This is a genomic window from Nakamurella sp. UYEF19, assembly GCF_040546275.1.
In the GTDB taxonomy this organism is placed as follows: domain Bacteria; phylum Actinomycetota; class Actinomycetes; order Mycobacteriales; family Nakamurellaceae; genus Nakamurella.
Genome location: NZ_JBEPNO010000018.1, coordinates 73,479 through 93,277, shown reverse-complemented (window position 1 = coordinate 93,277; position 19,799 = coordinate 73,479). Strand labels below are relative to the sequence as shown.

The 19,799-nt window shown below is 66.8% G+C and carries 19 protein-coding genes and 2 pseudogenes; 13 read left to right on the top strand and 8 right to left on the bottom strand.

Features of this window, described 5'->3' with window-relative positions:
- Window positions 1-244 precede the first annotated feature (244 nt).
- Window positions 245-787 carry an RNA polymerase sigma factor gene (locus ABIB25_RS20890; RefSeq protein ID WP_354530448.1) on the bottom strand — a complete coding sequence of 181 codons (543 nt, stop codon included), beginning with the start codon at window positions 785-787 and terminating at the stop codon, window positions 245-247.
- Window positions 788-1,557: 770 nt separating this feature from the next.
- Here ABIB25_RS20890 and ABIB25_RS20885 point away from each other — a divergent pair.
- On the top strand, window positions 1,558-2,190 hold the full coding sequence (locus ABIB25_RS20885; RefSeq protein ID WP_354530447.1) for a hypothetical protein: 633 nt from the start codon (window positions 1,558-1,560) through the stop codon (window positions 2,188-2,190).
- 100 nt (window positions 2,191-2,290) lie between these two features.
- A complete protein-coding gene (locus tag ABIB25_RS20880; protein ID WP_354530446.1) occupies window positions 2,291-2,740 on the top strand; it encodes a hypothetical protein in 450 nt (149 codons plus the stop codon).
- A gap of 54 nt (window positions 2,741-2,794) precedes the next feature.
- On the opposite strand, the gene ABIB25_RS20875 is transcribed toward ABIB25_RS20880, so the two are convergent.
- A complete protein-coding gene (locus ABIB25_RS20875; protein WP_354530445.1) occupies window positions 2,795-3,313 on the bottom strand; it encodes a MarR family winged helix-turn-helix transcriptional regulator in 519 nt (172 codons plus the stop codon).
- A 196-nt stretch (window positions 3,314-3,509) separates the two neighbouring features.
- Here ABIB25_RS20875 and ABIB25_RS20870 point away from each other — a divergent pair, with 196 nt between their 5' ends.
- The 6 genes from ABIB25_RS20870 to ABIB25_RS20845 all read left to right on the top strand — a co-directional run bounded on the left by ABIB25_RS20870 (window position 3,510) and on the right by ABIB25_RS20845 (window position 6,860).
- Window positions 3,510-4,187 (top strand): DUF4386 domain-containing protein, encoded by a 678-nt coding sequence (locus tag ABIB25_RS20870; RefSeq protein WP_354530444.1) that lies wholly within the window; start codon window positions 3,510-3,512, stop codon window positions 4,185-4,187.
- Window positions 4,187-4,987, top strand: coding sequence for an SDR family NAD(P)-dependent oxidoreductase (locus ABIB25_RS20865; protein ID WP_354530443.1), 801 nt, complete (start codon window positions 4,187-4,189; stop codon window positions 4,985-4,987). Before ABIB25_RS20870 ends, ABIB25_RS20865 begins: the two co-directional genes overlap by 1 nt.
- Window positions 4,988-5,379: 392 nt before the next feature.
- Window positions 5,380-5,703 carry a nuclear transport factor 2 family protein gene (locus tag ABIB25_RS20860; RefSeq protein WP_354530442.1) on the top strand — a complete coding sequence of 108 codons (324 nt, stop codon included), beginning with the start codon at window positions 5,380-5,382 and terminating at the stop codon, window positions 5,701-5,703.
- Between the two features lie 60 nt (window positions 5,704-5,763).
- Entirely contained in the window at window positions 5,764-5,997 is a 234-nt protein-coding gene (locus tag ABIB25_RS20855; protein ID WP_354530441.1) for a type II toxin-antitoxin system CcdA family antitoxin, read from the top strand.
- The gene (locus ABIB25_RS20850) at window positions 5,990-6,376 is read left to right on the top strand and encodes a type II toxin-antitoxin system VapC family toxin (RefSeq protein ID WP_354530440.1); all 387 of its coding nucleotides are present in this window, start codon (window positions 5,990-5,992) and stop codon (window positions 6,374-6,376) included. Before ABIB25_RS20855 ends, ABIB25_RS20850 begins: the two co-directional genes overlap by 8 nt.
- A gap of 115 nt (window positions 6,377-6,491) precedes the next feature.
- Window positions 6,492-6,860, top strand: coding sequence for a hypothetical protein (locus ABIB25_RS20845; RefSeq protein ID WP_354530439.1), 369 nt, complete (start codon window positions 6,492-6,494; stop codon window positions 6,858-6,860).
- A 192-nt stretch (window positions 6,861-7,052) separates the two neighbouring features.
- Here ABIB25_RS20845 and ABIB25_RS20840 read toward each other — a convergent pair whose 3' ends face one another.
- On the bottom strand, window positions 7,053-7,916 hold the full coding sequence (locus ABIB25_RS20840; RefSeq protein WP_354530475.1) for an LLM class flavin-dependent oxidoreductase: 864 nt from the start codon (window positions 7,914-7,916) through the stop codon (window positions 7,053-7,055).
- Between the two features lie 649 nt (window positions 7,917-8,565).
- Window positions 8,566-9,344: pseudogene (locus ABIB25_RS20835) on the bottom strand (class I SAM-dependent methyltransferase).
- Between the two features lie 198 nt (window positions 9,345-9,542).
- On the opposite strand from ABIB25_RS20835, the pseudogene ABIB25_RS20830 reads away from it, so the two are divergent.
- The 5 genes and pseudogenes from ABIB25_RS20830 to ABIB25_RS20810 form a co-directional block, all read left to right on the top strand.
- A pseudogene (locus ABIB25_RS20830) lies at window positions 9,543-9,722 on the top strand (transposase); the annotation flags it as partial.
- Window positions 9,698-10,585, top strand: a complete 888-nt coding sequence (locus ABIB25_RS20825) for a sensor histidine kinase (RefSeq protein WP_354530438.1) — start codon at window positions 9,698-9,700, stop codon at window positions 10,583-10,585. The pseudogene ABIB25_RS20830 and the gene ABIB25_RS20825, both read left to right, overlap by 25 nt.
- A gap of 577 nt (window positions 10,586-11,162) precedes the next feature.
- A complete protein-coding gene (locus ABIB25_RS20820) occupies window positions 11,163-11,375 on the top strand; it encodes a heavy-metal-associated domain-containing protein (RefSeq protein WP_354530437.1) in 213 nt (70 codons plus the stop codon).
- Window positions 11,372-13,627 (top strand): heavy metal translocating P-type ATPase, encoded by a 2,256-nt coding sequence (locus ABIB25_RS20815; RefSeq protein ID WP_354530436.1) that lies wholly within the window; start codon window positions 11,372-11,374, stop codon window positions 13,625-13,627. Before ABIB25_RS20820 ends, ABIB25_RS20815 begins: the two co-directional genes overlap by 4 nt.
- Window positions 13,624-14,001 carry a metal-sensitive transcriptional regulator gene (locus ABIB25_RS20810; RefSeq protein WP_354530435.1) on the top strand — a complete coding sequence of 126 codons (378 nt, stop codon included), beginning with the start codon at window positions 13,624-13,626 and terminating at the stop codon, window positions 13,999-14,001. The genes ABIB25_RS20815 and ABIB25_RS20810 overlap by 4 nt, the downstream gene beginning before the upstream one ends.
- A gap of 69 nt (window positions 14,002-14,070) precedes the next feature.
- Here the strand turns inward: ABIB25_RS20810 and ABIB25_RS20805 are convergent, their stop codons facing one another.
- From ABIB25_RS20805 to ABIB25_RS20790, 4 genes are all read right to left on the bottom strand, one after another.
- Entirely contained in the window at window positions 14,071-15,519 is a 1,449-nt protein-coding gene (locus ABIB25_RS20805) for a pyridoxal phosphate-dependent decarboxylase family protein (RefSeq protein WP_354530434.1), read from the bottom strand.
- 22 nt (window positions 15,520-15,541) lie between these two features.
- Window positions 15,542-16,750: an MFS transporter gene (locus ABIB25_RS20800; protein ID WP_354530433.1), complete on the bottom strand. Its 1,209-nt coding sequence runs from the start codon at window positions 16,748-16,750 to the stop codon at window positions 15,542-15,544.
- Between the two features lie 62 nt (window positions 16,751-16,812).
- Entirely contained in the window at window positions 16,813-17,739 is a 927-nt protein-coding gene (locus tag ABIB25_RS20795; protein ID WP_354530432.1) for an NADP-dependent oxidoreductase, read from the bottom strand.
- A gap of 624 nt (window positions 17,740-18,363) precedes the next feature.
- Entirely contained in the window at window positions 18,364-19,530 is a 1,167-nt protein-coding gene (locus ABIB25_RS20790; protein WP_354530431.1) for an ROK family transcriptional regulator, read from the bottom strand.
- Window positions 19,531-19,799: the final 269 nt, after the last annotated feature.

Below are 19,799 nucleotides of genomic sequence, written 5' to 3'. Positions count from 1 at the left end.
GTGGGTAGCCAGGGTGATGCCGATGACAAGTCCACCGACTGCGGCCACCGCCGCCGCGGTCAGCAGTATCGGCCTGACGCCACTGTTTCGGCGCTCCGAATAGGTCGGCCGGTGCAGACTCGCCGAAGTGACCGAGTCGGCCCTTGCTCTCACCGCGGACCGCACCGCCTGCTCGATGCGCGGGTCGGGCAGACCGTCACCATCAGGTCGCAAGCGCGGGTCAGGTTCGATCGGGTCGATATTGTCAGGCATGCCGGTCTCCAAGAATGGCAGAGAGGGATTTGAGGGCGACCGAGGCAGAGGCGCTGACGGCGCCAGGGGTGATCTGCAGCATCGCGGCGACCTCCGCGACCGGAAGCTCTAGGTAGTAGCGCAGCGCGATCACCTCCCGTTGCCGCGGCGGTAGTTGCGCGACCGATGCGAGGATCCGCTGCTGCTCCTCTTTCGCCAGCGACGCGGTGTCGGCGGCCGCAACGTGCATCGGTCGCGGCCGGCGGAAGGCCCGTAGCGTCCGCCGACGCCGAAGTGTCGACCTGGCGCCGTTGAGTACCGCTGTTCGCAGGTACCGCAGCGGGTCGTCGGCAGTGAATGAACCGCCCCTGGCCTGCAGGTGCAGGAACACCTCCTGCACCACGTCCTCAGCCGACTCGGGATCGTCCACGAGTTGGACGGCCAATCGGACCAAGTCCAGATAGTGGTCAGCGAAAAGAGCGCGGAGATCAGGCGGGGCAGCGGCGAGCGGTTGGTCCATCCGCGCCTCCCGCAACTCACCCATGGACTTGGTCACACCCTGATGGACGCTTCAGGTCGACGGATCTCAAAGACTGGTCAGGTCCAATCATTGTCGGCCGCAAACGAGCTCCCATGGTGGGGCAAAGTCCGGACTGCCGATGTCGTCCGCACTCCCGACCACACCCCCCCGGCTCGTTCCGCCCGACCGAGTGGAATCAGCTTCGACTGGCCGGGGACCGCCCACGGTAGGGGGACGGTTGCAGACGTGCGCTGGCTGCGGTGGGCTGCTGCCGGGCGTGCCACCTGACCCCGCTCATCCGACGGCGGGAAGCACTCCCGTCGGAGGTTGGCTTGGCGGTCATCGTGGTCTGAAGGCGGCGACCGCTAAGCCAACGGTGACCCATTAGGGGCAGGGCCACCGGCGGCCGTCACCGCAGCAGAATCCCGTTGCGGTGATGGTCGCCTGAATCTGACTCGGACACCTGACGACGACGCAACGCATGCGGGCATGAGTACCGTCTCGCTGTTATGCGTCCACTTTTCCGCCCGGCGTGCGTACTGATCGCGCTTTCGCTCTGCGTCTCGTCCTGTGGATCGTCGCCAGCGACCCCGACCAACGCCAGTCTGATCGGTTCGCCAGCGGCCGACCAACCAAGACCAACAACGCCAATGGCCCCGACGACCCGGATCACCGCCCAACCATCAACTGACACAGCGGTCCAGGCCGACGCCCAAGCGGCGGTCGATCAAGCTGCGGCTGCATTTCCTCGGCCGCCATCAGCGGAACCGATCGAGCCGGATCCTCGATTGATAGAGGGATTCACCGTGCCTCCGGCAAACACGGTCACGCGGACGATCTACTTGTCGTCCACCGATTCGGTCCAGCGGACACTCGCGTTTTTCGCCTCAGCCTTGGCCAACGACAACCAGTCGAGCTCAAGCGGCGACTTCACCATCGGGTCCCTCCATGTGAAGACCGTCGAGTTCCCACTCCCCGCAGCAGGCAGTGGGTACTGGTCCCCAACGGCACAGATCGGTGTGGCCGCCGTCGCCGGCGGCGTGGCCATCGGGGTCCGGATCAGTTCCGCCTGGCATCTGGTACGCGCGGTCGACACCTACATCGGGCCGTCACCCGGGACGGTCGGTGTTCAGCAAGGACCAGCGGACGCAGCCACGACGTTCAGCGCACAAATCACTGGTAAAGGCGCCAACCGGTTGGCCGCGGCGGTCGATGCCGTCGGGATCCAGGCAACAGCGAGCTACTCCTGCACTTCGAACAGCCCGACCGCCACGAAATTGACGTTCCATCCGCAGGGTCGGGTGGTCACAGTGACACTCCTGAACGGATGTCCTTACGGACCATTCCTCGCGGTCGGCGGCCGAAACTACACGTTGGCGTCCACCGGAACCATCGCCACCACCCTGCGATCGGTCCTTCCGTCCCTGCCAACCGGGTGACGTGGGCATGACCGTCCGCGAGCCAATCCGTGTCCAGCAGCGGATCGCCGACCGGGACGCTGGGCCGCACGGTGGGCTGCACGTCTCTACAGTCTGAGTGATGTCGCAATCAGCCCCAGCATCAATCCTGGAACTCGCCGACCTTGCCACTCCGATGGCGATCCGGGTGGCCGCGACCCTCAACTTGGCCGGTCGCGCAGGGCCGGACGGAAAGACCGCGGAGGTGTTGGCTGGCGAGGCCGGGGGGATGGTCGGCCCGCTCAGAAGGCTGCTGGACATCACCCGCGCGGGCGGCCGCACAGAATTGGCGTTCGTCGACCTACTGGAGGCTGTCACCACCGGTCGCCCCGCCTACCAGATCCGCTACGGCCTCGAGTTTTGGTCAGATCTGGACGCAAACCCCAAACTGCGTAGCACTTTTGACAGCCAGATGAACTGGCGCTTCGGGGATGGGGCACGGCAGATCGCCATGAACTACAACTGGCCCGGGGGAGCCGGAACGAAAAAGACCATCGACACGACATCCCACCGGCGGGCACCTTGCCTGTAGATGTGACCCAGCGACGCCTTCCGTTCAGGGATCGCTGACCGGTCAGGGTTCCGCTTATGACTCGGATGCGGTGATATGGCCGAAGCCGGGGTGCACGGCGGGGGTGAGTCCTTGCTGGTCGGCGATGCGTCGGAGCAGTCCGGCGAGCTGGTTTCGTTCGTCGGCGGTGAGCGCGGTGCACAGGTCGGCTTCGTGTTCGGCGGCGACCCGGCCGAGGCGGCCCATCATGCTGCCCGCTTGTTCGGTGAGGTGCAGTGCGGAGTGTCGGCGGTCGTGCACCGAGCGGCGGCGCTCGACCAGGCCTTCGCGTTCGAGATCGTCGATCAGGACGACGAGGCGGCTCGGGTGCAGCCCGAGTTGCCCTGCGACGGCGTTCTGGCTGCGGCCGGGCTCGGCGGAGATGGCGCGCAATATCCCGGCCTGCGGTGGGGTCAGCCCGAGCGGGCGGAGCCGGTCGGCGAATCGGGCTGCGCCGTGCGCCCCGACCTGGGCGAGCCGAAATCCCGCTCCCGTGGGTCTGCTAGGTCCGGTGGTCCCGGCTCCGGCCGGCGCGGACTCGGCGTCTGAGCTCACCCCCCAATTATAGACACCCATAATCATTCATGCTATATATGATTGACAAGTGTAACGAATTGGCTGTGTCGCGCGGTCCACGACGTCAGCGTGACCTTGACGTCCGTCAGGCTTTCTGTCCCGGCCGTTGCTGGTGGCTGACCGACCCAGTCCTGCTGCCGCCTGGATGCTCGCTCCCCGACCGAAAGGACTTGCCATGACCACCCCGCAACCCGATCTGTCCGCCCGCTCCTCGGGTGGACCGCCGCTACCGGTGCCGGCCATCGCATTCGCCGTGCTGACCGTGCTGGCCGTCGTCGTCTCGATCAAGGTGCCGACACCGTCAGCCGCAGCCCAGACGGTCCTGACCTACCAGGCCGGGCACGGCACGACGCTGCGCCTGGCCGGGTCCCTGCAATTCGCCGCCGCGCTGCCCCTGGCGATCTGGGCGGCGACCGTTCACGGGCGGCTCCGCGCATTGGGCGTCACTGCGGCCGGGAACACCATGGCCCTGGCCGGCGGCATCCTGGCCGCCGCCTCCCTCGCGCTGGGCGGCCTGATCACCTGGACCAGCGCAGAGACCGCCCACCTGGGCGACGCTGTCGTGGCCCGGGTGCTGGCTGACCTGGCCTTCGGTACCGGCGCCGCCGGTTTCGTCGTTCCCTTCGCGTTGCTCATCGCCGGTGTGGCCGTCCCCGCGCTGATCATGAAGCTGACACCCCGCCCCCTGGCCATCGCCGGACTCGTCCTGGCCGCGGTCGGCATGACCGCCACCGCCACCCTGCTCACCGCCACCCTGGACGCCACCTTGCCGGTGGTCCGCTTCGGCGGACTGATCTGGATCATCCTCGCCAGCATCGCTCTGTCCCGACCCCGCCGCGCGGTCGGCGTCTGATGACCGACCGTCCCGCCACCGGCCCGGCCGCCGCCACCGGAGCCCGCTACCCCGATCTGGCCGGCGCGGTCGCCGTGGTCACCGGCGGATCCCGCGGCATCGGCGCCGCCACCGCGCAGGCCTTGGCCGCCAACGGCGCAGCGGTCGCGGTCGTGGGACGAGACCGCGCGGCCCTGCAGGCGACCGTCGCCGCGATCACCGCCCGCGCCGGACACGCCATCGGCGTGGTCGCCGACTGCACCGTCGAAGCCGACCTGAACGCCCTCCGGGACCAGGTCGCCGAGCAGTTGGGGCCAGTCGACGTCCTCGCCGCCTTCGCCGGCGGCGCCGGCACCCCGGTGCCCACCGTCACCGAGACCGCAGCCCACTGGCGCACCGTCATCGACGGTGACCTCACCGCCACCTTCCTGACCGTGTCAGCGTTCCTGCCGAACATGATCGCCCACCATCAAGGGGTGATCATCACCATGTCCTCCGCCGCCGCCCGCCAACCCGCGCAGTCCAGCGCCGCCTACGCCGCGGCCAAAGCCGGAGTGATCACCTTCACCCGACACCTGGCCGCCGAAGTCGCCGAACACGGCATCCGCGCCAACTGCCTGGCCCCCTCCGCCGTGGAGAACAACACCATGCGCGCCCGAATGCCCCCCGACCGACTAGCGAACCTGGGTGCCTCGTTCCCGCTCGGACGGCTCGGCCAACCCAACGACATCGCCGCCGCCGCGCTGTTCCTGGCCTCCTGCGCGTCGTCGTGGATCACCGGCGTCACCCTCGACGTCGCCGGCGGCAAAATCATGATCTGACGTGACAACCGCCGACCGGCCACCCGATCCGCGCTCTACCCACATCGAAAGGCCACCACGATCACTGCTCGCACCCCGACGTCGCAACCATCGGTCGGCGCCGCAATTCGCTTCTACTGGGCGGGGCAGCGGGGAGCCGAACACGTCTGCTACCTCATCGGGGCAGTGCTGATCGCCTCGGGCCTGATCCATGTCGCCGCGAAGTCCACCATTTCAGGAGGTGTTGCCGATCGAGCATCACTCCAGCGGCGAGGGCGACGAAGAGTCGGCGAAAGTCGTTATGTGAGAACGGGATCAGACAGGTCAACTCCTTGCCGGTCCCTGGACTGAGTGGCGGTACTCAGCTGGACTGCCCACATGACTTCGACACCGATTCACGACCTGTACCGCCGGTGGCTCTGGACGAGCTCTGGTCCGGGAAGCCAGGCGCCGCCGAGCAACTTGTCGCGAAGGACTTCGTCGGCCACTGGCCGGACCGGGACGTGCACGGACCGGCCGAGCTGACGGCCACCGTCGCCGAAATCCGGGCGATGTTCACCGAGATCACCTTCGACCTACAGGTGGGGCCGATCGTTGAAGGCGACTTCGTCGCAGGCCGGTGGATAGGCACAGCGACCACCGCTGAGGGGACGATGAGCTTCTTCGGAAACGATGTGCTGCATGTTGATCAAGGACGATTTGTGGAGTATTGGACCGCCTCATCGGCCGGCTCCTGAACGTCGCCGCTGAAGGATCGGCTTCCGGAACCCCACGGCAGCGTGTGTATATTGTGTGTTGTGACTCGACTGAACGTCTACCTCCCGGACGAACTCGCGGCAGAAGCCAAGAAGGCGGGTCTGAACCTTTCGGCGGTGACCCAAGAAGCCGTGAGGCGAACTCTCGCCGAGCGCACGACCGATGCCTGGCTTGCCACGGTGGCCACTACTTCCTCGACTGGACGAGTACCCCACGACCGCGCCCTCGACGCGCTTGACGCCGCGCGGGACGAGGCTCCGACGCGCCATGGCTGAGGTAGTCGTCGACGCATCCGCAATGGTCGATCTACTGCTTGACAACGAGTTGGGGAGCGCCGTTCGCCTGCGACTCGCGGGACACGCGCTGCACGCGCCGGCCCACCTCGACGCTGAGGTTCTCTCTGCACTAGGACGACTGCATCGGGCTGGCGACCTCGAGGCCGAAGACGTCGAATCCAAGCTGCGTGACCTCGTGGCAGCCCCGATCCAACGGCACGGTGTCGGTGAACTTGTCATTGGCGCCTGGTCGCGACGGCATCAGCTGCGGCTGGTCGATGCCTTGTACGTCCAACTGGCCATCGTGCGCGATCTTCGGCTGGTCACCACCGACCGCCGTCTTCGGGCCATGCCCTCTGCAGACGTCGTCACCACCTGATTACACGATCACCAGCGCCTCGCCTTGAACCCGTGCGTGCAATCCGGTCAGGGATCCCGTTCCGATCACCGAGCGGCTGGGGCTGGCACCGGGGCCCGATGGACACCAGTTCTACGTGTTCGATTTCGGTCTCGCGAGCGCGCAAAGATTCCAGCTGGACAGTTCAGAGGACCGCTTCTTTCAATTGACCGTCGATCACGACCTTGCCTACTGCGTGACGGCTCTGGTCAACGCCATCACAGCCACATCGCTGGGCTTTACCGATCCGAAGCAGCGCAACGACTACGTCCGGAGCAGTGCCGACACCGGTCGCGCCATCGCAGCGGGCGGCGTTCTGGCCGACACCGTGGTGCGTTACGCCTGGGTCGCGACGGTCGTCAACGACTTCTACTGGGAACTCCACGACGGAAACCTGACCGCGGCCTACCCGGCCGACCGTATCGCCACCGCGCTCAACAGCGCCGGCATCACAACCGGAGAGTGAGCTGCACACACTTTTGTAGAAGCGGCCACGCTGAACGCCGGTAGGCGATCCCGTTGCGGCGACGGTGTCGTCCCGGCGTGTCCGGACACCCTCGCCGGGCTCAGGACCGCCCGGCCGTTCGAGCGTCGCGGTGGCAACCGCACTGAGCCCTGCGCGCGGCGTGGCGCTGTCCTGTCACCGCTCCAGCACTGCTCAGATCAGGGGCCGTACCTCGCGACCCAGGAACTCGACGAAGCCCACCAGGTCCGGTTCGTCCTCGGTCGCCTGGATCACCACGGAAGTGATGCCGACCGTGCCCATGTCGCGGACGGCGCAGGCGATCGCCGCGGCGTCGCCGGCGACAGCGAAGTCCTGCCCGCCGGGCTTGCCCCACTTCGGCACCTCGCGGTCGATCCGCTCCTGCGCGTCGGTGCCGCTGGCAGCGATCAGCGTGACGGTCACCGGGTGCGGGTCTCCGTCCCGAGCTCCGAAGATCACTGCACAGGCCGCGCGTACTTCCTCTACGTTCATTGCGTTACCCAGCAGAGTCCCATCACCCAGCCGGCCGGCCAGAGCCAGCGACTTCGGCAGTTGCCCGCCCAGCATGAGCGGGGGAGCAGGCGCCGGCGGCCAGTCGAGCTGCACGTCGTCGAGTGTCACGTAGCGGCCGTCCGCGCTCACCCGCTCGCCGGCGAGCAAGGCGCGGAGCGCCGAGGTGTACTCCTCCAGCAGGGTCAGCGGTGAGGCCACCCGCGCACCGGCCTGCTGCATCCAGGACTGGACGCCGTGTCCGACGCCGGCGATCAGCCGCCCGGGAAAGAGCCGCTCGAGCGTGGCCAGTTCCATGGCCGTCAGTGCGACGTTCCGCAGCGGTGCCGGGAGCAGCCCGATGCCGACCGGGATCCGGGTGGTCCAGGCCAGAGCTGCTGCCGCAGCTGCGATTCCGCTCTGCTTGAAACAGTCCTCCCACACCCAGAGCTCGTCGAGGCCGGCGCCGTCGGCGGCAGTGGCGAGCTCGTGCAGGCGCTCGGGGGGAAGTGTAGGGACGTAGCAGATTCCGAGTTTCATACCTGGCATGCTGCTCCACACCCCGGCGGAACGCCTATCCGGTGCCTCGGGCCGCAGCCGGCCGGTGTAGCTCAGCACCGCCAGGCCGTTCAACGCACCCCACAGCACCTCCGTCGCCGTCTGGAGATCGTCGAAGGGTAGGCGGCGGCGTTCCAGCTCGGCGCTGATCCCTCGGAACGAGCGCTGCATCTCCGGGTGCGATTCATTGCTGCTGAACTCCACTCGGACGGGTATCGAGGGTCCCGCGTCACGACGCGGGGGCCTTCTCATTGCAGCGCCGTCCCCGGACTGTCAGGAGGCGAGGAAAGCGAGCTCGCCGCGTGGGCCTAGAAGAGCCCAGGTGAGGATGCGGCACGCCAGTTCGATCGCGGCCGGCGCGTCTTCGAACGAACGGTTCCCGGCCGCTCAACCCATCCTGGCCCGGTCAGCGAACGCTGACCGGTGACCCGGCGAGCCCGTCTGCGTCCGCCGCAACAGGATGGGTGATCGCAGCGGGATCCCGTTCCGGTCGCCATTCGGCTTACGGGGCAGATCCCGCTGCACCGCCGCGGCCACCACCTCGCAGCCTGCGCAAGCCGCGGCGAACTTCATGGGCGCGACCGTGATTGTCCGGAGTCCGGCCGGCCTCATCCTCTCGAGCCCGGCTCGGCCACAGCGATTACGGTTTGACGGCCCGGGTGACGAAGAAGCCGGACATGTACCGGGCAGTGGCATCCGCGTGGTGCGGGGCTTCGTCCAGGTGGGTCAGACGGAAGCCTGCTGCGAGTTGGCCGCCGATCTGTCCGGTCAGCGAGTGGCTGTACTCGATCGGCCCTGTCCCATACGAGCGCTGCCGCTCGTCGTCGGACAGATCAAGGGTGCTGAAAGGCAGGTGGTGACGCACGATCAACTCGTCCCGTTCTTCCAGGGCCGTGACGTCGAAAATGTAAACGTCGGGGTTCAAGAACCCGGACATCAGGATGCCGCCGAGACGGAGTACCCGGAAACACTCATGCCAGACCGGATCGAGATCAGGCAGAAGACGTTGGACACGGGGTTGAAGACGACGTCGAAACTGCAGCTAGAAAATGCGCTCAATTCCCGCATGTCACCGAGCACGGTGCGCAGCGTCAATCCGTCGCGATCGGCGACTTCGCGATCGCGGTCCAGTTGCCGCGGTGAGTTGTCCAAGACCGTCACCGCCGCACCGGCTGCGGCGAGCACCGGCCCTTGCTGCCCACCGCCGGAACCCAGGCACAGCACGTCAACGCCGGCCAACTCACCTGGGAACCACCCTCGCGGTACCGGCATGGTGCCGATCAGCACGACGGACCAATCTCCGGCGCGGGCCCGAACGATGATCTCCGGCTCGACCGGGAGGGTCCACTGGTTACCGGCGTCCACCTGACGGTCCCACGCGCCACGGTTGTAAGCCACCGCATCGAAGCTGCTCGTCATGACGCCAAAGCCTACCGACGGAAACCAGCACGCTGCTTCTGCGCTGCGAGTCGCGTGCTGCCCGATCGGGGATCGCTGACCGGTCGCGGGTCGTGGCTCGTCGCCGAGGCCAGGCCAGAGCGGGTTCAGCGGGTCGCCCCACCAACGCCGGTTGTCGGGCCGGAACCAGATGGCGTGGAAAGCTAGACACTCAAGCGGCTTCAGCAGCTGATCTGGAACACCCTGGACCATTCGATGAGCAACGCCCAGTCCGAGGCCACCAACACGCACCTTCGGGCGCTGACCCGCCGGGCCTACGGCTTTCACAGCCCGGAAGCGTTGATAGCCATGGCCATGCTTACCCGCGGCGGGTTGTGCCCACCGCTGCCCGGACGATAACCCACCCACGAAAACGTCAGAAGACCCACAAAATTGGGCACGCCGCACGTCAAGCCGCAAACGGTTCGCTCACCCATCGGATCCGACTCGCCGGACCCGACGACGAACTGCGGCGGCTGGCTGACGACTTCGATGACATGCTCAGGCGTCTCCATTCCTCATTCGAGGAGCAGCGCCGGTTCATCGTCAACGCCTCACACCAGCTTCGGACACCGCAGGCGGTCATGAAGACCATGTTGCAGGTGGCCATTTCCGACCCAGACGGCCGCAACATGCACACAACCCTGTCCCGACTGGAGGAGACCAACGATCGGTCGATCGACATTCTCGATTCACTGCTCCTGCTGGCCCAAGCAGACCGCACCGCCATCACTCACAAGTGCTACGACCTCGTGGATGTCGTCGAGGAATCCCCACGGGCGCGTCCGACCACCAACCACCATGCCGTCATCAGGATGCACCGACGGACCGGGCCTCTGCCGGTCATTGGCGATGAGCGGCCACTGAAACAATTGGTCGTCAACCTCGTCAACCTCGTCGACAACGCCGCAGCGTACAACGTGCCGAACGACGCCTGGATCGATATCACACTGGTCGCCGACAGTCAGGGACATCCAGAACTTGTCATCGAAAATCCCGGCGAATTACTCGACCCGGCAATCATTTCAACCTTCACAGAACCGTTCGTGCGCGGCGCCGGACGGGTCCAGCAAAAGGGCGTGACCACGGGCACCGGGCTCGGCCTCACAATTGCATCCACCATCGCACGCGTTCACCAGGCAGATCTGATCCTTCGAGCAAGACCCGACGGGGGAATGCTCGTCTCGGTTCGGTTCCCTGATACGCACACTTCAAAGATCTGAACCGGCAGGATCCAGGTGAGTACGTTGACCCGGTCGAGCGGGCCGAGGGCGGGATAGCTGGAATGGTTGCGCGAGCTATGCACCGCCCGAGACTTTGCGGGGTGGTGGAACCGCCCTCGGTGGCGCGCGCGATCCGGACCGCGATACGAACCGAGCGGCACCGCTGGACCCCGCCTACCGCGAAAGGTCCCGTTCAGGCCTCGTCAGCGGACTGCCGATGCCGGGAGTGCGGAAGCTGCCGATCGGATCGGCAGAGACCGGACCTGGATGACCCGGCAGCTCTACACCGGAGCGCTACGAGGGCGCAAACTTGGCTCGAAATGGCGGATTGCCCGGGCCTGGGCGATCGAGTACCGGGATCGGTCTGTACCGCCACCGGCTGTGCTCTCGGCCCCTTGACCCACGGATCGGTCATCGGTTGCTGGCGGCGCCGAGTAGCGCTCGGTTGATCCGGATCTGGAACACCTGCGTTGCGGGGTACCCCTCAGGGGTATACCTTGGTAGGCATACCCCCTACGGGTACCTGCCTCCTTCGGGAGTCGGCGCGATCACGTGAGCAGGACAAGAGGAGATTCTCATGACGACGACGACGTACCAGGTGACCGGGATGACGTGCAGCCACTGCGAGATGGCCGTCAAAGGTGAGGTCGACCAGATCACCGGAGTCGAATCCGCCGAGGTCAGCTCAGCCACCGGCGTTCTGGTGATCACCAGCGCGTCCGATCTGGACGACGCGGCCGTGTTGGCGGCAGTGGACGAGGCCGGCTACGAGGCCGTGCGGGTGTCATGACGACGGCCCGACCCGAGGTGCGCCTCGCCGACATCGAGCTCGAGATCGGCGGCATGACGTGCGCGTCGTGCGCCATGCGCATCGAGAAGAAGTTGAACAAGCTGGACGGTGTGGTCGCCTCGGTCAACTACGCGACCGAGAAGGCGAGGGTCACCGCACCCGCCGAGCTCGACCCGCAGACCTTGATCGCCGAGGTCGAGAAGACCGGCTACACCGCTGTTCTCCCCACCCCGAGCACTGAACCGAAGTCCGACGAACAGACCGACCCCGAGCTGGTGTCCCTGCGGCAGCGGCTGATCGGTTCGATCGTGCTGTCGGTCCCGGTCATCGCCCTGTCGATGATCCCCGCCCTGCAGTTCACCAACTGGCAGTGGGCTTCGCTCACCTTGGCCGCGCCGGTCATCGTCTGGGCGGCCTGGCCGTTCCACCGTGCGGCGTGGACCAACCTGCGTCATGGCGCAGCCACCATGGACACCCTGGTGTCCGTCGGCACCGGCGCAGCCTTCCTCTGGTCGCTGTACGCCCTATTCTTCGGGACGGCCGGCATGCCGGGGATGCAACATGGGTTCGAGTTCACCGTCGCGCCGTCGGATGGGGCCGGCAACATCTACCTCGAGGTCGCCTCTGGGGTGACCATGTTCGTCCTGGCCGGCCGCTACTTCGAGAAGCGTTCCAAGAAGCAGGCCGGCGCCGCATTGCGCGCACTGCTGGAACTCGGAGCGAAAGACGTTGCGGTGCTTCGCAAAGGGGTCGAGGTCCGCGTCCCGAGTGACCGCCTGGCCGTCGGCGACGAGTTCGTCGTCCGGCCGGGGGAGAAGGTCGCCACCGACGGTGTGATCGTCTCCGGACGGTCGGCGGTGGACGCCAGCATGCTGACCGGTGAGTCCCTCCCGGTCGAGGTCGGCGAGGGCGATCCGGTAATCGGCGCCACCGTCAACGCCGGGGGCCGTCTGGTCGTCCGGGCGACCAGGATCGGCAGCGATACCCAACTGGCGCAGATGGCAAAGCTGGTGCAGGACGCGCAGTCCGGCAAAGCCGAGGTGCAGCGACTGGCCGACAAGGTGGCCGGTATCTTCGTCCCGATCGTCATCGGCATCGCCCTGGTCACGCTGGCCGGGTGGCTCATCGGCGGGTTCTCGGTGGCCTCCGCGTTCACCGCGGCGGTCGCGGTGCTGATCATCGCCTGTCCCTGTGCGCTCGGATTGGCAACGCCGACCGCGCTACTGGTGGGTACCGGCCGCGGTGCGCAGCTCGGGATCCTGATCAAGGGCCCCGAAGTGCTCGAGTCGACCCGCAAGGTCGACACCGTCGTGCTCGACAAGACCGGCACCGTCACCACCGGCCGGATGACCCTGCTCGACGTCGTCGTGGCTGCCAGCACCACCCGCGCTGAGGTGCTTCGGTTGGCCGGCGCTCTGGAGGATTCCTCCGAGCACCCGATCGCCCAGGCCATCGCCAAGGCCGCGACCCAGGAGGTCGGCGCCCTGCCGACCCCCGAGTCGTTCGCCAACGTCGAAGGCCAAGGCGTGCAAGGCATTGTCAACGCCCATGCCGTGCTCGTCGGACGGGAGAGCCTGCTGGCGCAGTGGTCACAGCCGCTGGATGCCGCGCTGTCAGAGGCCATGGCGGCGGCACAAAGACAGGGCCGCACCGCCGTGGCCGTCGGATGGGACGGGCAGGCACGCGCGGTGCTGGTGGTCGCCGATGCGGTGAAGGCATCCAGTGCCGAGGCCATCGGAGCATTGAAAGCCCTTGGCCTGACCCCGGTTCTGCTGACCGGTGACAACCAGACCGTCGCTGAGCAGGTGGCGGCCGAGGTCGGCATCACCGAGGTCTTCGCCGAGGTGCTGCCGCAGGACAAGCTCGAGGTGATCCGCAGACTGCAGGCGGATGGCAAGGTCGTGGCGATGGTCGGCGACGGTGTGAACGATGCCGCCGCGCTGGCCCAGGCCGACCTCGGCATGGCCATGGGCACCGGCACCGATGTCGCGATCCAGGCCGCCGACATCACCCTGGTCCGCGGTGATCTACGGGCCGTATCCGACGCGATCCGGTTGTCCCGCAGCACATTGGGCACCATCAAGGTCAATCTGTTCTGGGCTTTCGCCTACAACGTCGCGGCGATTCCGCTGGCGGCGTTCGGACTGCTCAACCCGATGATCGCGGGCGCGGCCATGGCGTTCTCGAGCGTCTTCGTCGTCGGGAACAGTTTGCGGCTCCGCTCCTTCCGCTCGGCCGGTGGTACCAGATGACCCTGCCCTCCGACAACGACCTCACCACCAAGGATCTCGCCATCACGGACACGCTGCAGTCACCCGAGGCCCCCACGCCTGGCGAACATTCCCATCACGGGTACATCAGCGACAAGAGCAAGTATCTGGCACGGTTGAAGCGGATCGAGGGGCAGGCCAGGGGCATCCACCGGATGGTCGACGAGGAGCAGTACTGCATCGACATCCTCACCCAGATCTCTGCGCTCACCAAGGCGATCGAGGGCGTCGCGCTCGGTCTGCTCGACGACCACCTCAAGCACTGCGTCGTGGACGCCGCCAAGCTCGGCGGCGACGAGGCTCAGATCAAGATCGCCGAGGCCTCGGCGGCTATCGCCCGGCTCGTGCGCTCCTGAACGGTGCGCGCGGCGGCCGCGCTCATGATCGGGTCGATTTCTGTCCCCTGCGTCCCAAAACCCGCACGTTCACGAGCGCCGAGGAAGTTGATAAGCGCGGAGCAGGGCGGCCCAGAGCCGGTCGATGTGCACGGGCTGGGTGGCCGGGGTGCCGATGGCGACGCGGATCGCGTAGTGGCCGTTGACCGTGGTGTGGGTGAGGAACGAGTGGCCCTCGGCGTTCACCGCCTGCATGGCCGCCTTGGTGGCGTCGTCATCGGGTCGCCCGTGGGAGTCGAGCAGATGCAGGCAGACCAGGGACAGCGACGGCGGTACGGCGAGCGCGAATCCTGGTTCGTCGACGATCCTGCGGGCCAGTGAATCGGCCATCCCGACGTGGCCGCGGATGGTCTCGCGTAGACCCTCCAGCCCGGCGCCGTTCACCACCGACCAGATCTTCAGCGCACGCATCCGACGGCCCAGCGAGACCTGCCAGTCGCGGTAGTCGACCACTTCCCCGGAATCGGTCGCCGCATTGCGCAGGTACTCGGGCGTGATGGACAGGGCGGCCGGTAGGGCCTTCGCGTCGGCCACCCATAGGAACGAGCAGTCGAAGGCGGTGTAGAGCCACTTGTGTGCGTCGGTGCAGAACGAGTCGACCAGCTGGACACCGTCGAGGAGGTAGCGGAACTCGGGACACAGCGCCGCGACTCCGGCCCAGGCGGCGTCGACGTGCACCCACGCGCCGTAGGCGTGCGCCACGGTCGCGATCTCCCGGATCGGGTCGACGGCCCCGGTGCCGGTGGTCCCGACGGTAGGGCAGATCATCACCGGTGTCTTCCCGGCGGCTACGTCCTCGGCCAGAAGATCGGCCAACGCTGCCGGGGACATCGCGAAGGTTCCGGGGGCGAACGGTACGATCCGCAGAGCCTGCCCGCCCAGCCCGGCCACCCGGACGGCCTTGGCCACTGACGAGTGCGTTTCTGCTGTGACGTAGACGGTTTCGGTGCCGCGCACCCCGCTGTCCCGCCACCCAGGGTGACTTCGATGCAACCCGGCAAGCAGGGCAGCCAAGCAGGCGGACGATGCCGAGTCCTGGAGCGAACCGCCGCCCCCGCCCGCGAAGGTGAACCGCGCACCGAGGCCCAGCGCAACCGCCATCCCGTCGAGCAGCGTCTGTTCGAGCTCGGTGCCGGCGGGTGAGGTCGACCACAGCATGCCCTGGGCGCCGACCCCGCCAGAGGCGATGTCGCCGAGCAGCGAGAGCAGGGAGGAGTTCGCCGGGAAGTAGCCGAAGAACCCCGGGTGCTGCCACTGGAGCGAGCCGGGCACGACCACGTCGTCGAGCAAGGCGACCAGCTCGTCACCCAAGCTTCGAGAAGGCTGCTCAGGAAGCGTTTGTGGCAGTTGGGCTCTCACCGAACCAGGAACGATCCCCGGCTGCACCGGCAGAGAATCGACGCCGCCACGGTGCTGCGCGACCCAGTCGATCAGCTGGTGGCCGAGGCGACGGAATTCTTCTGGTTCGAGATCAGGCACAGTCCTGTTCTATCAGGTCTGCTCAGGTCTTCTCGGGCGGCCGGAGTGACTTGACCAGCAGGGTGGCCACGCCGAGCAGGATGGCAACGACGAGAAGTGCGCGCAGCACGGTGATGTGGTCACCGAGGAATCCGATCAGCGGCGGCCCGCCGAGGAACGCGCAGTAGCCGATGGAGGCGACGACACTGACCCGGCTCGCCGCGGCGGCGGGATCGTCGGCGGCAGCGCTCATGCCGACCGGGAACCCGAGCGAGGCGCCCGCCCCCCAGAGCAGCGCGCCGATGAAGGCCAGTGGAGTCCACGGGCTGAAGACGAACAGCAGCAACCCGATGACGGCCACCGCGGCCAAGCCGCGCAGGACCACGACGCGTCCGTAGCGATCGAGCAGCCCGGTGCCGAACCAGCGGACCGCGGTCATGGCGATCAGGAACGCAGCGAAGCCGAGAGTGCCGACGGCGGCGGGGGTGTGGTAACTGTCGATCAGGGCGACACTGATCCAGTCGTTACCGCTGCCCTCGGAGAAGGCGAACGCCAGGACCACCACGCCGATGATCAGGGTGCGTGGCTCGAGCCAGCGTCCCAGCGGGTTGCTCCGGCCTTCTTCGGTGGCGGCGTTCTCGGCGGCATCGTTCGACTCCTCGACGTCCGCGACGAAGCTGCGGACGGCGAGCGGCACGGACACTGCGACGATGACGGCGACCACCAGCAGGTGGGCCGTGACGGGGACGTGCAGGGCGACCATCAGTGCGCCGAGCAGAGCCCCGACGACGGTGCCCGCGCTGTAGCCGGCGTGGAAGCGCGGCATGATCGCCCGACCCAGGTGCCGCTCGACGGTCGCGCCCTGCACGTTCATCGCGACATCCCAGGCGCCGTTGCCGAATCCGACCAGGAACAGGCCGATCAGCAACGGCACGACACCGTCCAGGTAGCCGATCGCGACCGTGGACAACCCGACGCCGAGGACCAGGGCCATGGCGGCCACGGTGCGTCGCGAGTTGAAGCGGTGCACGATGATCCCGGCCAGCGGGAGCGCCACCAGGGACCCGGCGGCGATGGCCAGCAGCACGAGCCCGAGGTCCGCAGGACTGAGGTGGAGCCGGTCCCGGACCTGCGGGATGCGGGACGCCCAGTTGGCGAAGGCGAAACCCGACGCGAGGAAGGCGGCGTAGGTGGCGCGGGTCGCCGCCGACACCCGGGCGGGTGTCAATGCGGCCTGCGAGGTGTTGCTCATGGAGTCCTGACTGTCGCAGATACCGAGATCGACAGGGCAACCGTACGACCGGAGTGCCAGGGCTATGGAATCAGCACGATCTTTCCGCGGGTATGACGCTTCTCCAACTCGGTGAATGCGGCTGCGACCTGATCCAGCGGGTACGTCGCCGCGATCGGGATCTCGATCTTCCGTTCGGCCACCAGGTTCGCCATCTCGGTGAGAACCTCGGTGGTGGAGGCATCTTCGCTACCCTCGGCCTTCACGCCGAGCTCTGCCGCCAGCTGGAAGGAGATGATCGTATTGACGCGGTCGCGTGGGATGCCGAGATCGACCGCCAGTTGGACGTACTGCGGGCCGAACAGGTCGATGAAGGCGTCGATACCGGACGGTGCTGCCGCCGTGAGCCGGTCGGCCAGGCCGTCGCCGTAGTGCACCGGCGTCGCGCCGTGGGCGAGCAGCCAATCGTCGGAGCCTGCTGAGGCAATACCGAGTACACGGACGCCGTGGAGCGAGAGTAGTTGCACCACAACGGTTCCGACGCCACCGGCGGCGCCGGCCACCGCTATCGTTTCACCGGCTGCGGGAGCCACAGCGCGCACCGCCGCGTACGCGGTGCAGGCCACCACGTAGAGCCCGCCGGCGACCTCCCACGGGATGCCGGTGGGCTTGCGGATCAGCTGGGCGACCGGGACGGTGACGTGGGTGGCCTGGCTGTTCCGCCGCCAGGAGAAGCCGAGTACCTCGTCGCCGACGGCGAACTCGGCGACGCCGTCGCCCAGCTCCAGCACCGTCCCGGCGAGATCGCTTCCCTGGCCCGACGGGAGAGTGCCAGGGAACATCTCGTGCATGGTGCCGCTGCGGATGGCGGCCTCGCCGGGGTTGATGCCGGCGGCCCGGACCTCGACCAGCACCTCGCCCTCGCCCGGGACGGGGGTCGGCACCTCACCGACGTACAGCACCTCGGTGCCGCCGTAGGAATCGAATCGAACCGCTCTGGTGGTTGTCATGCAAACTAGCTTACGCCTAATTCACTTAGCGCTGATGCAGTCTGCGCACATACCCCTGGTTGGTGACCGTAGACCGTTCACCTCGACCCCTGGTCAGTGATCACCGCGCGACGAAACACAACGTCGCGCATCTGATGGGGACCGATGCCCGCGGTCTACGTGACCACCTCGCTTCACACGGCGTCCGCATCATCAAGAGAATGAGCGATGCCGATCATGGGTTGCACGGCTTCGTCTCTGCTGACCGCTGAACCCGACGGTCATCGCATCGACGTCGGCCAGCATTTGTAGCCGCGTCAACGTTATCCAACATCGACTGCACCGATCTGCAATTTGACAGTAGAGAGCAAAGAGTGTGCCGGACCTGCGATCAAGTCGTCCTGCTGGCCGGAGATCATAGCGATGGTCCTCGAAACGGCCGCGATCGGGGAACCTTTCCTGGTCCTGAGCCTATGACTTACCAGGCAAGTCAACGAGTCTGGACCAGGGTACTCTGGCCGCCCGCATCTTGCTTGGTCTCGTCGAATGTAGTCAGACCGTCAGTTCATTCTGCGCCGCAGCGTAATCGAATGATTGATGGCCCGCGGGCCGGGTGGCCCCCAGGTGCTCGGTCAGTTCGGCATTTCAGTCCGGTCCGAGTAGGAACGTCTGAATGGCGATGACCGCTGCGCCGCGGGCCCATTGGGAGAATCCCATCTCCTGGATGTCGACCACGACGGGGTTCGCCCAGGTGGGTCGGGATTCCTGCAGACCCATTTGCAAGGCTTTTTCGGCTACCACCGCCAGACGTACGCCTTCTCCGGAGAGAATCACTCGATAGCACAGAGCCAGGTCGGCGATGGCGGCGAGCAGGCGGCCCAGGGCCATCCCTGCCTCGTCGATCACGATCCGCGCGACCGGGTTGTCGGCCTGTGCCAGGTCCAGAACGTCGTCGTAGGTCACCGGCCGGCGCAGACCAACCGAGACGGCGGCGCAGATCGACGCCGCCTCGAGGTACGAGGCAGCGCAGCCGCGATGACCGGCCGGGCACAGCGGCCCGGTTGGGTCGATCTGGTAGTGACCAAGCACCCCGATGTCGGCCTCGAGGCTGCGCACGATGCGATCGTGGACGACCAGCGCGTATCCGATGCCGGCGCCCATGGTGACGACCGCGAAGCGATCGTGACCACGACCGGCCCCGAACCAGTGCTGTGCTTCGGTCAGGCACACCACGTCGTTGTCCACGACGCACGGCAGGTCGACTGCTCGCTCGAGCATGGACGCGAGGGGCGTGTCATCCCAGCCCAGGTAGGGGGCGAAGACGGAGCGACGGTCCGGTGCGTGGCCACCGAAGCCGACGCCGATCGCCTCCGCGGATCGCCCGTCGACAGTGAGTTCGGCGACCAATTCGGCGATCACCGCACACACCGCGGCCGGGCTTCTGTCGTCCAGGGTGCGCTGGCGACTATCGACGATGTCGGCCCGCAAATTGGCCAGCACGGCGAAAACAGCATCGCCGGTCAATTTGACCCCCACGAACAGGTGGGCGTCGGCGACGATGTCCAGGGGCATCGACGGCCGCCCCTGCATCACTCCGCGATTGGCTGGGCCCTCGACCAGGAGGCCCCGATCGATGAGGGATTTGGTGAGCCGGGTCAGGCTGCCCTGGGACATCTCCAGACGAAGTGCCAACTCGGTCCGGGAACGCGGTCCGTGGATGAGGATTTCTCGGGCCACCGCCCTGGCTGCTCCACCCAACGTGGTGGAAGAAACCGCTTTGGAGTCGCCGCCGGGACTCCGTGTGTTGACCATGGCAAGAACTTAGCGCCCTGATCGAGCGGAGGAATACCTCCATGCACAAAGTAAACATGAGATGGCAACCACGTTTCCCCGTGGCCATCAAGATCTAAACTAGGCCGGACGGGTGAACTGGGGCGTGTTTCTGGCAAAGAGTTGACCTTACTTACTTCGGATACGATAGTTAAGTTCATGACGAAGACGTCGATCCCGGCTCACGCCGAACCCGCTGACACGCTGGATTTCATCGCTGTTCTCGACCGGCGGTCCGAGACCTCGGTACC

What these genes read in the sequence shown, in the direction of transcription:
- ABIB25_RS20865 (WP_354530443.1), top strand. Translation starts at nt 4,187, where the DNA reads ATGACCGACCGTCCCGCCACCGGCCCGGCCGCCGCCACCGGAGCCCGC.
- ABIB25_RS20800 (WP_354530433.1), bottom strand. Translation starts at nt 16,750, where the DNA reads ATGAGCAACACCTCGCAGGCCGCATTGACACCCGCCCGGGTGTCGGCG.
- ABIB25_RS20810 (WP_354530435.1), top strand. Translation starts at nt 13,624, where the DNA reads ATGACCCTGCCCTCCGACAACGACCTCACCACCAAGGATCTCGCCATC.
- ABIB25_RS20850 (WP_354530440.1), top strand. Translation starts at nt 5,990, where the DNA reads ATGGCTGAGGTAGTCGTCGACGCATCCGCAATGGTCGATCTACTGCTT.
- ABIB25_RS20790 (WP_354530431.1), bottom strand. Translation starts at nt 19,530, where the DNA reads ATGGTCAACACACGGAGTCCCGGCGGCGACTCCAAAGCGGTTTCTTCC.
- ABIB25_RS20820 (WP_354530437.1), top strand. Translation starts at nt 11,163, where the DNA reads ATGACGACGACGACGTACCAGGTGACCGGGATGACGTGCAGCCACTGC.
- ABIB25_RS20815 (WP_354530436.1), top strand. Translation starts at nt 11,372, where the DNA reads ATGACGACGGCCCGACCCGAGGTGCGCCTCGCCGACATCGAGCTCGAG.
- ABIB25_RS20870 (WP_354530444.1), top strand. Translation starts at nt 3,510, where the DNA reads ATGACCACCCCGCAACCCGATCTGTCCGCCCGCTCCTCGGGTGGACCG.
- ABIB25_RS20880 (WP_354530446.1), top strand. Translation starts at nt 2,291, where the DNA reads ATGTCGCAATCAGCCCCAGCATCAATCCTGGAACTCGCCGACCTTGCC.
- ABIB25_RS20840 (WP_354530475.1), bottom strand. Translation starts at nt 7,916, where the DNA reads ATGCCAGGTATGAAACTCGGAATCTGCTACGTCCCTACACTTCCCCCC.
- ABIB25_RS20795 (WP_354530432.1), bottom strand. Translation starts at nt 17,739, where the DNA reads ATGACAACCACCAGAGCGGTTCGATTCGATTCCTACGGCGGCACCGAG.